The sequence below is a fragment of the Flavipsychrobacter stenotrophus genome (assembly GCF_002954265.1).
GTDB lineage: Bacteria > Bacteroidota > Bacteroidia > Chitinophagales > Chitinophagaceae > Flavipsychrobacter > Flavipsychrobacter stenotrophus.
This window is the reverse complement of record NZ_PPSL01000003.1, coordinates 175965-188815: the sequence shown is the minus strand read 5'-3', so window position 1 is coordinate 188815 and position 12851 is coordinate 175965. Positions and strand designations below refer to the sequence as shown.

Here is a 12851-nt window from a genome sequence, read left to right as displayed (position 1 = left end):
AGCAAACGCTATGAAAAAATACGCGATTCTTTTACTTACAACATTTCTGTTTCTTTTATCAGGGATGATATCGTATGGGCAAACGTACAAGTTCCCGACTTCGGAGGAGTCTGTAATATTAAACGGGAACCAAATTGCTATGGCAGGCTCGCTGCCATTAGCACCCATAACTGTGCGCTGTAAAGACTGGGGCTTTTTCTCTTCGCCATCGTTTAGCGACTGGCGGCAACATCACAAATACAAAAGTTGCACTAACAATGTTGTGTTTAAAGTTAACGAGATGGATATGCACTCCAGTCATTCTGCACTGGTGGAATATACCTACAGGTTAACATATAGGTTGGTTGGATTTACGAATCCCGATGATACCGTGTCTGCAGCCTTTCAGGTTGTTAATGAAGATACACTTACAATAAGCTACAATAGTTCATCTTCAAACCAGCCCTATCAAAACATTAACTTGAAGAAATACTCTGGCTTCTACAAAATGGTGTTGACGGTTAATCAGATATATAAAGATGATGGCGTTGGAGGATTAATAATTGCTGATTTTACCGATCCCTTATATCGCAATTTCGAAATTGAAGGCCAGATTGTTACTCAAGTTTATGATAAAGACCAATATGGATCAGGAGGAACAGCAACTCCGCCTGTAGTATCGGTCGTTCCGAATATAGCAGCACGTTACCTAGACGTGTCGTGGCTGCTTTCATCAAGTCCTGTAAGTCCCATAGGATACGAGCTGGAATGGGCGTTCGCAGATGATTATAACGTTTCTCTACCAGCAGGCACTCTGTCTCCAATGCCGATGGCTTCTCTACAATACAACTTTAAAAAAAATGGCACAAGAGTATGGCTTGATACTAATAACTACAGGATACCACTTACATATCCACGTGGTTATGTTGTTTATCGAGTAAGACCGGTAAGACCGGATTCTTTGCTATTCAAATACCCGGTATATGGTGATTGGTCTTGCTCAATGGCTGATAACGATGACATTGGCGGCGCTTATTGGGGCTGTGGCTTATCAGGAGTTTATTACCTTGCAGATGCCTATATGCACGATAGCCTGAACTGGCAATATACGATCAGCTTTTCCGAAGGCGGTCGATTTAAACACGTGGGTAGCTTCTTTGATGGGTTGCTTAAAAACAGGCAGAGTATCACAAGGTTTAATAGTGATCTGAATAAGTTAATAGTTACCAACAATATCTATGATTACGAAGGCCGTTCTTCTATCCAGACCTGGCCTGCACCTACCTTGTCTCCTTCTTTTTCATACCTGCACAATGTTGATCTTAATTCATTGACAACACAACCATATAAAGCGCAGGATTTTGATTCGGGGCTTGCAGTTTGTTCTAATTTGCTTATCCCTCCTCTGGCGTCTTCCGCACTAGCCAGCCATTATTATTCTCCCCTCAATCTTGATCCGGATTCTTTGGTACATCCGTGGCAGAAATATGTGCCTGATGCTGAGGGTTATCCTTTTATACAAACAGTTTACGAACCAGGGTATGCAGACAGGGTGAAAGCCCAGGGTGGGGCCGGGCCGACCTTGCAGGTGGGGGATAGTAATTACCTGGCTAACTATTATGTCGGGCCAGGGCAGAAAAAACTTAATTCACTTTTCGGGCCAAATATAGGATGGAGCAGTTTTTACAATATGACTGTATCTCGCGATGCTAATAAGCAATTGAGCATGTCCATTAAAGATTATGAGGGGCATATGGTTGCCTCTGCACTCATAGGTCAAGGTCCGGATTCATCAGATCATGCTATCATTACGGATAATCTTCCTGCCAGCCAGAGATTTAACCGTGACCTGCTACTGCCCGCAACCCCTAATCAGGCAATAGATACCACTAATGGCACAAGAATTGCTGATGCAGACTATTTTAATGAGGCGCAAGGTGATGATTCGTTGTTGTATGATTACAGCCTAATCCCTTATCCTGTTTGTGCAAGCCAGAACATTGCAGTAAAAGCACACCTAAGGTCTTACATTTCCGACAAGTGCGGCAACTTACTTTTTGATCATGTTACAGACTTTGGTGATAACGGTATGGTGGCTGCGGCCCCGATAAATTACTCTGTGGTTGCAGGCAGTTTTAGCGCTGATATTGCACCATACCATGTACAGAAAAAGTTGTCCTACTATCCGTCTGATATCAGTGATGCTGTCGACTCTTTTATGAAATATGGCAATTGCTTCAGAACCAAGGAGGACTTTATAAGGAGCAGTGTTACCGGCACAAACTTCCCATGCACCGGCGTAAACAACACAGATAGTACACCATGTACTAAAATGAAGTGGGATATGATGCAGCAACTATTTCCAGGTGCAGTATATGGCCAGTATTATTATAAGGGTTCAAAATTAAAAGGTACAGATAATTCTATTTTTTCGCCGATAAATTGCCTTAATGATTCTATGCACGTGACGATGTATCATCAGCATATTGATACAGTCGGTTATTGTATTCAGCCTTTCGGATGCGCCAATGTGCATGAATGGGGAACTGGTTTCGATGGTTTAACATATAATGACCATGATCCCGGTGATGGTATAGGTTCGACATTGATAGGTACAATAGAATGTGGTACACTTTCCAGTACGTTAACGCCATCTGCTACACTAACTCCCTCAGTAACCCTCACTCTTGAATACTCACTGAGAAACCCTACAGTCTTGGAGCGTGATTTTGGAGCTTGTTCAGTTGGTAGTGGAACGGAGACTGTAAGTGGACATCTGCAAGTAATGCACAGTAGTGCAGACATAAGGCTAGAAGACGGATATATTCATTCGCTGGCTGCACCGTACCCCGTTATTGGTGAGATTCATAGTAATTCATTATATACAGGAGCTTGGGGAACACACGGAACAAGTACTATCACTATGAATTCAGTTCCGATAACCGGGAATGACATGCACTTTGCTTGGCAAGGAACGTTGCCACATGGACAAGTAATCAACATACTGACATCACTTTCAACAACTGTTGATTATACCTATACCACTGACACTACATATATCCCTTACACTTTTAGCTACGCTACAGGTTTTATTGACTCCAACACCTGCAAGTATCGCTACCAGGATACATGTCTTGTAACTTCATTGAAAGACACGATCACTGTGGGCGGTATATTTTATAACCATCTCAGAACTATGTCCGGCGATTCTTTCCGTATGGTATATAATGCGGCCATTACAGAAGGTAATTATTCTATTGCGGAGGCGCTGCTACCCTTGCATCCGCAGTATTGTGAACTCCAGAATTGTTTTGTCGATTCTTTTAAAAAGCAGATGGCTGCTGTACCCAACTGGCGGGCAGCGCAAAGTATGGGTTTGCTTAAACTTGAGGACCTGGTTGCCCATGATCCTCTAATCCCGATAATGGCAGCCAGCGGTATGTTCCCGCACCCGTCCGATACGCTCAGCACTTTTGGTGGTGGTCTAATCAGGCTAGATACATTTGTATTGATCAATACTTATTGCGCAGCTTCCGACAGTGTTATGTTCAATCAGTGCGCAACATCTATGTTCCGATATGAGATCAGTCATCATTTGCTGGTCAATGATATGGTAAAGGATTTTTACTTCAAGAACCTCTCCAATTTATATTTTGCATACAGGCAGAACATAATCAACAAGCTTTTTTTCCGGGGTGGTACTTCATGTGCGCATTGTGCCGATGTAAGGCTCGATCTGGATACGGCAACTGCAGTGCCGCCTGTGCCATTTGGTACAGACTATACTCACCCTATAGATTCATCTTTTGTTGGTCCGCATAGTGGATGGTTTGCGCATATAGCTACGCTTGATACCGGGGATATGCATGATAGCGCCATAGTGTTCAATTACTATATAGATACCATGATGGCGCACCGTAGTATGGACACGATTATAGCTCATTTGTCTAATTGTATTATTGGCAATACTTCAATAAAGACAGGCATAAGAAACAAGCTTGAAAATATTTATAGTTCGGGTGCCGCCCCAATGGGCAATTTTACAGCCGAGCAAATACTTCTGGCTATAAGGGTAGGTGGGGCTACCATGAACGACCTTTGTAATCCATATGTAATCACAGCAGGCCAGTTTGGTAATACTTCACCGTCTACTGTTCATGATTGCAATACAGCAGGTTATTATCGCTCTATTGATAGTTTTTTAAATAATAATACCGTCAAGGGATTGCTTCAAATACCGGGTGTAGGTACCATTACCCTTGATCCCGCACACCATCATTTTCATAGCCTTATTGCTACTGCCTTAGGCAACAATACGGCTTGTACTTTGCGTTCAAGTTTAAATTTGATAAGGCAATTATATGAGATCGACGCTACCACATCTGCAGCAAGTGGAGCCGGAGATACGGTAAAAATTTTCCTGCATTGCCCGGGCAATGCCTATTTCTTTTCCGGGGTCGGTCCATTCAATATCACTACTTCTTGCATCAATAGCAATAGTGCGCTCTCCTCGGCGGCAGGCCTGGTCAATGAGTATAGCTTTGTGGCAGATATTACCCGAGGAGGCCCAGCACCTGATACTTGTACAATGTATGGATGGGTAGACAGTATAAATACTATGGGTTATTCAGATAACGCGTTGGCAGAATGTATTCCATGTACACAGATGAAAATGTTGTACAAACAGTTCGCCGACACTATGGCTCGCTATGGTGTCAATGGTGCCGATCATCCGCTGTATGGCACTATACTGGCTAATTTTATGAATGGCAAGCTTGTAAAGCATTTTGCCGCAGACGACTATGAGCGCTTTATACAAAGTTGTGCATTAGCAGATAGCTTAAAGATGCCCGTATACGGCGCAGGCTATGCCAATTTTACATTTACCGGTGCGCTTGGGATGAATGGATTTATTACATCACTCAATAGTTTAAATCCTTCCTATGATTTTAGTAATTCTTTCAGAGATAGTGTGTCGGGTGCACTCCGGATTGCAGTAGATCTCAATAACGTTCCCGTGCCGGACCTCTGGAGGTATAAGGCCTTCCTTAATACATATGGTGCTTCTAATGTTAACCAACTATTTATACTATCTGCACCTTCATCGGGCACCGAAGCAGGCTTTATATATAGCGATCCCGCCATTGCCTTCAGCCCTGCTGATTCCAATATCATTGATACTACCTATGTCAAGTTCCGGTCGATTGCATCGCGTGGTATATGGCAGGGAGATCATTTCGTACCTAAAAAGGTCTATAATGTAGTGGCCGTATCTGGTGCGCCTGCTTATGCCATATCGCGGAGCATAAGCAAGCTTGAAGCATATTTTGCAGAGCATTATACTGCCGGTGCTGTGTTTACCGCCTGTTACCAGCATACGGTTGATGGGGACTATTACAAATCGCAGAAGCAGGCACTCCTTGCTTATACTTATTCTTTGCAGCAATTGCCCCCTTATCAGGTGCTCGATTCCCTGAGGCCAGCTAATCTTATCGCCCGTATTCCATCTTATACAAGTTATACTGCCGGCTATGCAGCTAATGCCACCGATGGCGCTACCTACACTAACTTATATCTCTCTAACGCGGGTATGAGCAACAGACTCTACGATACTTTGCAGCGCATTATAACACTTGCAAGTTCATCGGCGGGTTATGGGTATATATTCCCTACTGCCCTTGTAACACCCGCGTACAGTATGGGCGCTATGGATCTTGATGTGTACCGTAATGCTGATCACACCTATTGGTACAGGTATTTTAGTACCGGCGATAGTCTCTTTAACGTCTATATTTCCCTACCGTCTTATATACCTATAGCGTTACATCCACTGTATCATGTAGTGTCTATTGCACCTGCACCGGGCGATAGTCTCAACAGGTGCTTTACAGTAGGCATCCGCAAAGGCACAGACCCTACGGTGTTATATGCAACAGGCCGCGCAGATTTTGTGATCAGTAAAAGTGTGCAGCTGGATAAAATTTTGCTGGGTAATTTTGCGGATAGTATAGCCAATCCGGCAGATACGTTCAATAACTGTGAACGGGGCAATCTGCTGGGGGCTGTTAGCGCTGGCGTGTTCAATTATAACAATTATAGAGATTCTATTAAGCGAGCAGTAAGAGGTAATCTCACTGCTTACCTTGCCCGAAATACTAAAGAGAAGCTCATATTGAGCTACATGGATCACGAGTTTAACCTTACCCTGTATGGCTACGACCGTGCGGGTAATCTTGTATCTACAGTGCCTCCGGCTGGTAGCCAGCCAATTGCTCCTGTTGGTACACTGCTAGACGATGTAGATACCGCGAGGATGAACAATACTCCCGCAGTGTCCCCAGCCCCTGTATACAATAAGATCAATACCTATAACTATAATTCTTACGACCTGGTGCAGCAGCAGAACACTATTGATGGCGGCAAGACCCGTTTCTTTTATGACAATGCCGGGAGGCTGGTATTCTCGCAGAATGCAAAGCAGGCTCCTGATGGTTACTATACATATAATATTTATGATCAGCAGAACAGGCTTATAGAAACCGGTGAGTCTCAATTGGGTTGTGCTTATTTCGATCCACATATCATTCCACTATCCGGTGGTGGCAGCTCTGTGCCTTATTGCCACTACACTTATACAACTACAGTGCCTGCGGGTGGCGGTATGACGATGCTGGCCTACCTTGCCTCGCCCGATCCTTATCTCATTTACAATATCAACCTGGTGAGCTATGATACCATTGCAAAGTTTATCCGCACCCGCAACCGCCGCGATGTGGTAATGACTTTCTACGATACAGTAGCTAAAAAATTAGAGACAATCAGCGGTCTTGATGAACAGAGCAACCTGCGCAAGCGCGTGACCTGTGTGAAGTATTTTGAAAGCCTTACCTCCCTGGATAAGGCATACTATAACTATAGCTATGCTACTCACTATAGCTATGACATGGAGGGCAATGTGAATATGCTGGTGCAGGATTTTCCTGACCTTGCCGCAGTAAAACAGCAGTATAAGAGGGTAGACTATGATTATGATGTAATAAGCGGCAAGGTAAATATGCTGAGCTACAACAGCATGGTCCGCTGGCCAGAATAGAGCTGGGCGACCTTACGGTGCAGGGTATTGATTATGCTTACACCATACGGGGATGGTTAAAGAGTATGAATAATGACAGCCTGAATGTGGGGCTGGATATGGCTCAGGACGGCACAGACACCAGCGTGTTTGCGCGCGATGCAGTAGCCTATGCCATAGACTATTTTAAGAACGACTATAAGCCGGTAAGCCACAATTCGCTACAACACACTACACCTGTTACGCATAGTCTGTACAACGGCAACATAGCCCGGCAGACAATGGCCATCAATGAATTTCAGCGGTTGAATAAGCAGTATGCCTATGACCAGCTGAACCGCATACGAAACGCGGGTTATAGCACGGTGAACGCGGCAGACCATTCTCTCAGCGGTATTGCAGATTATAAGAACGATTACACCTACGATGCTGATGGTAACCTGCGATCGCTTAACAGGTATGGCAATAATACAGGAGCAGGCGCGCCGCTGATGGATAGCCTAGTATATAGATATACACCAGGTGCCATAGACAATAAGCTACAGTCGGTGCTGGACCACTCTGCTGATGTTACCGATAATGCCCTTACCCCATTCAACGACACCAGTGGGCCTCGCTACATGTACGACCGCATAGGCAATACAGTAAAAGATCTGGTAAGTGGCCAGGATACTGTAAGGTGGAACCTGTATAACAAGGTAACAAGCACGCAGAATAATGCCGGTGGCAATACCATGCAGTTCCGCTATGATGGGGCCGGAAACAGGGTAGCCAAGTATTTTTCTACTGGCTCAGACACAGGTACCAACCAGACTAACAATTATTATGTGCACGACGCACAGGGCAACATACTGGCCACTTACAACGAGAAGACGCGCTTTACTATGGAGCCGATTACCTTTATACACCTGGCACATAGGGGGATGCGCAGCACTGTGGGTGGCGATGAAAATTTTAATAATCTGTTTATAACACCCGAGTTTGCAGGCGTGGCAGAGTTTCAGGATATGCTCTTGAACCGTTCTGCAGACAATGGTGATTTTATAAGACAGCAAACAGATCACCCTGTTTCTTATTTCCTCAATAGTACGGGCCGTCTTAAAGATTTTATTTATTCAGACCCTTCCTACCTGCCTGCGCTGGTAGCGTCCGACATTAAAGCCGAACAGCCCATATTGGCACCGGCTATCAATAATTATTTTAAGAATGGCGGGGAGGATGATGTGCGTACCGTACTCTCGCTGGTATTCAGCGACCCAGGGTTGCAGCAGCATGCCCTGGGCTTATTGTGTGCAGCACACAATGGCGACTCTACATTATGGCTTATACACAAGCGCTACAGCAGTGAGGTAGGTCTTGCTACCCAGCAGGCCCAGCAGCAGCACCTGCTTGATTCTGCGGCTTCATCGGGAGACACTGCCAGCTACCAGAATACAACCGGACATAGCGATACTACAGGTGGAGGTGGATATAATCCGGCAGATAGTACCGGCGGTTATTCCGATAGTACTCACCTTGATAGTGCCGTTGTGCTTAATTGCGATACTTTATTGCAACACATTAATGACGATAGGATAGAACAAAGTATACTGGTAAAACTGGCAATGGACTATGCTGTGGAGATGGGTGCTATGGAAGACTGGCTGCGCCTGATATGTACTGACAGCTTGCTATACGGTGATGATGGCCGGGGCGGCGGAAGTAGTGGGGGAGATACTATCAAGATAATAGCTGTAGATCGATCGGACGGGTTGAAGCCAATGCCGGATAAGGGTGGTAGTGGAACAGGGCTCACCAAACTTGTTATGGCCAGCCTGGCCAATTACGAAGATGGTTATGGCAGCTTACTGTCATTCTTCGACAGTTGGGTAGGTGCGGCACGCACTATGGAGGCGCTCTTTACCACCGGCGAAAAGCTGAGGGCAGTATTTAATAATGATCCCGCGGCTTATGTAAATGCATTTAATGCCGCCTTTGGAGACGATGAGATAGACAGTGCCGTAGCTGCGCTACCCCGCCTCTCTTTACTTACGCACCTTTCTACCGCCACTGCCGATCTGGGCGTAGGCCTGCCGCCTACACTGGCTACGGTAGCGGTAGTAAAAGAAAAACAGTTTGACCTGGCCAGCCATGATATATATGGCAGCAGCAGGCTGGGCGTAAAGAGCTACTACCCGCACCAGGTAAGCGTAAGCTATACCCAGGATGGCGGCTTTACAGATACCAACAGGCTATGGACCAAGAGGCCGTGGTACAGCCTGGAATACCAGGATATTATTACCCAGGATAGCCTAAATTTTTACGGCAACGCGCATAAAGATGTTTACTACACCCAGCACACCCGCGGCCTAAAGCAATATGAGCTTACCGACCACCTGGGCGATGTGCTGGTAACCCTGAGCGACAAGCGGGCCATGAACAGGTGGCTGGCATTGCCTGCGGCAGTAGACAGTATACTCAGCTATAAGCCTGTGGTGGTAACAGCCTACGACTACTATCCATTTGGGCAGTATATGCCGGGGCGCTATACCGAAGATACTACCAGCTACTGCTTTACCACCACACTTACAGAGATGATAACAGTGGTAACTATGGTGCTGCTGGATCTTGGTCATCCGCGAATGATGAACTCAGGTGGTAGCGGTCCTTCGGTTACTCCATCAGACAACGGTGGTATTCTTATACACATGGATGGAGCGGGAGCTGGCACGGGCACAGGTGTAAGCTGGCCTATGGGCGATGGTGGTGGTGACCCTACCGGCAGCACCGGTAATCCTGCGGATGGAGATGTACTGGTAACAGCCACGGTAAGGGATGGCGTGTTCAACGTAAGCGTGGTAGACGATAGCACCGGCAAAAACCTAGGCAACGTGGTGATAAGTAGCGGCGACAACAATGGCATAATAAAGATACACTACAGTGGTGGTGGCCATGGAGCCAGCCTGCATGTAACCCTCGATAATGCGGGCAACGATAACAATATCAGTATCTCCGCCATAAGAGTACCGCACTACACCTATGTACCACAAAGTGTGGTCTCAAGGGTATGTAATGGTGAGAGTTATAGGTATGGGTATAATGGGCAGATGAAAAACAATGAATGGGCCGGATTAGGCAATCATCTTGACTTTAAATTTAGAGGATATGATCCGGGAGTTGCAAGATTTAGTGCTGTTGATCCGTTGTTTAAAAAATATCCGTGGAACAGTAATTATGCATTTGCCGAAAATAGGGTCATTGACGGAAAAGATTTAGAAGGGAGAGAATGGTTGTCCCCGCTATTATTTGAAACCATAAAACCGATACCAAATATTGAAATTGTACCTGCAGAAGAAGTTATTGATGCTGTTGGTGACGCTGTTGAAATGGGTATCAAAATGAACGACCATCATGTTAATCCAGCGCAGCTTAAACAAAATCCAGTTATGCAGGCTGCACGAAGAGCAGGCTTTAAATTTGAAGGTAAAGAAAATAAAGTGCCACTTGAACAATTCAGCAAAGAGACAGGAAAAGGTCAGCATGGAAATCATCCTAACTACAATGAGCAAGTTAAAAACCAATACGACCAATTTGAAGAAGGAAATCCGAGTTACAGCGATGAGGAGGCACTTAACTTTATCAGAAATACCACATCTAAAAACATAGAAACGATCAAAAAAAATCCAGGTGTAAAACTGAATAAACTAGATTTGTTCAGAGGGGTACCTACAATAGATAATCTAAATGCTAGGCGGCCAATAGATGAAACAAAGATAAAGCCCCAAAAGATAATTCGATCGCAGTGGGTATCTTAAGTTCAAGTCTTGCGTAGTAATTTTGAATTAATATAGTTGACTTGGTAATATTTGAATCCCAGTAATTTGTTGCTCGTTAAATACGTTTTTTAATTTATCAGAGATATAGATATTGATGTCGAATGTGCCGATTTTAAATAAATCAAAATTGATTTTATTTTTCAATACTACATTGTCAGATTTTATGTTAGCGGTTATACTTTTAGTTTTCATAATTTTACGTAATTCCACTTCAGAGTTTATAGTTATTGCTTCGTCGATATTGTAGTCTTTTAAATAGAATGTAGACTTTTCGAAATCAATGTTATCTACAAAATCAGATATTAAATGGAACCAAAAATAATTCTCAATGCGTTCATTTTTATAGTATAAACCAATTGGGAAAAACGCGTGTTCTGGCAGTAAACATTTCTCCAATATTTCTTTAACCCTATTGCTAACAATTAAACCTCTATTTATTAGAGACGTACTTAATATGTCTGTTAGTAGTGCTTTGCTACTCAAAATGAAACTATCTAAGTCCGGGATAAAAGCAGGAAGACGATCATAACATCTACTCAATTTAGACACTGAAAATTCACTGACATAATTGTAGCCTGCGTTCATTGTGTGAATTTGCGGAAATGTAGTACCAATTATCTTACTTTCTATAGAACATTTCATGATGTAATACATAATTGCAAAATTAGTGAATATTAGATAATATTAAACTGCCTAACTTCTTACTAACTATTTGTACGCGATAGCTATGAGCAAAACCTTAAAGCCGAAGCGAAAGCAAACGGCACAAACAGCAAATGATCAGCACCGGCACAGGTGTAAGCTGGCCGATGGGCGATGGTGGCGGTGACCCGGTAGGCGGCCCTGGTAATCCTGCAGACGGTGATGTGCTGGTAACAGCTACGGTAAGGGATGGCGTATTTAATGTAAGCGTGGTAGACGATAGCACCGGCAAAAATCTGGGCAACGTGGTAATAAGTAGCGGTGACAACAATGGCATCATAAAAATACACTACAGTGGTGGTGGCCATGGCACCAGCTTGCATGTAACCCTCGATAATGCGGGCAACGATAATAATATCAGTATCTCTGCCATAAGAGTACCGCACTACACCTACGTACCACAAAGTGTAGTATCAAGGGTATGTAATGGCGAAAGCTATAGGTATGGGTTTAATGGTAAGTATAAGGATAATGAGTGGGCTGGAAAGGGAAATCACCTTGATTTTGGAGCGAGGAACTATGATAGTAGAATTGCGAGGTTTACAAGCATAGATCCTCTATTTAAGGACGCCTATAACCGAAGTGCATATATTTTCGCTGCTGATATGCCAACCGTTGCAGTTGATAGGAATGGCGAAAAAGCTTACGCCGTGTATGATAAAACGACTAGGTCGCTGTTTGTAGCAGACATGGATCAATGGAAAAAAGACTTACCGATTAAGATTGTCAATGCGAAAGAATACAAGATTGGTGGTATAAAAGATGACAATGGGGTACAAACTCATAATCAAATACTGGTGGTACATGATGTGTTTTCTGGAGGACTTGGTGCCGGCAACAACAAGGCAGAAAGACATCCAGTCACCGATCCTAGAGAACTACCTATCCCAAATGGCATGTACGACATTACATCGAATGCTGGAAAGAAGGATCTATGGTTCGATTTAGACCCTGTCGACAAAAGTCGATACAATAATCAACTCGATGATGGCAAAACTGTAGATCCTGATGGCAACCCTCGAGGTAACTTCAGGTTGCATAGAGGTGTCCACAGTCACGGCTGCATAACGGTTAACGCGTCCGGTACCTCAGATCGAATAGAGGAAATGCAGGTAGTAGACCAAATTATTTCCAACACATCAAAGGAGAAAGTGCCAGACAATTACAAAATTGAAAAATTTGTACCTTTCCTTAGTAAATGGAAATTTGGAGAACTTAAGGTTATTGGTAAGGATAACATTCCTGATGCACAGTCTGAAATAAAGAAAAAGTAAATGTATATT

4 protein-coding genes are annotated in these 12851 nt (G+C 44.0%); 3 read left to right on the top strand and 1 reads right to left on the bottom strand.

The window, feature by feature from the left end; all coding sequences use genetic code 11:
• Positions 1 to 10: 10 nt before the first annotated feature.
• Both CJD36_RS10990 and CJD36_RS10985 read left to right on the top strand, forming a co-directional pair.
• Positions 11 to 7072, top strand: a complete 7062-nt coding sequence (locus CJD36_RS10990) for a hypothetical protein (protein WP_161499277.1) — start codon at positions 11 to 13, stop codon at positions 7070 to 7072.
• 65 nt (positions 7073 to 7137) lie between these two features.
• Positions 7138 to 10845 carry an AHH domain-containing protein gene (locus tag CJD36_RS10985; protein WP_105039221.1) on the top strand — a complete coding sequence of 1236 codons (3708 nt, stop codon included), beginning with the start codon at positions 7138 to 7140 and terminating at the stop codon, positions 10843 to 10845.
• Positions 10846 to 10872: 27 nt separating this feature from the next.
• Here the strand turns inward: CJD36_RS10985 and CJD36_RS10980 are convergent, their stop codons facing one another.
• Complete coding sequence (locus CJD36_RS10980; protein WP_133162599.1) at positions 10873 to 11451, bottom strand: imm11 family protein; 579 nt, start codon at positions 11449 to 11451, stop codon at positions 10873 to 10875.
• Positions 11452 to 11642: 191 nt separating this feature from the next.
• Between CJD36_RS10980 and CJD36_RS10975 the strand changes: the two genes are divergently transcribed.
• Positions 11643 to 12842 (top strand): RHS repeat-associated core domain-containing protein, encoded by a 1200-nt coding sequence (locus tag CJD36_RS10975; protein ID WP_105039219.1) that lies wholly within the window; start codon positions 11643 to 11645, stop codon positions 12840 to 12842.
• Positions 12843 to 12851 lie beyond the last annotated feature (9 nt).

Coding starts and splice junctions, on each gene's coding strand:
- CJD36_RS10990 (WP_161499277.1), top strand. CDS start 11: ATGAAAAAATACGCGATTCTTTTACTTACAACATTTCTGTTTCTTTTA.
- CJD36_RS10985 (WP_105039221.1), top strand. CDS start 7,138: ATGAATAATGACAGCCTGAATGTGGGGCTGGATATGGCTCAGGACGGC.
- CJD36_RS10980 (WP_133162599.1), bottom strand. CDS start 11,451: ATGAACGCAGGCTACAATTATGTCAGTGAATTTTCAGTGTCTAAATTG.
- CJD36_RS10975 (WP_105039219.1), top strand. CDS start 11,643: ATGATCAGCACCGGCACAGGTGTAAGCTGGCCGATGGGCGATGGTGGC.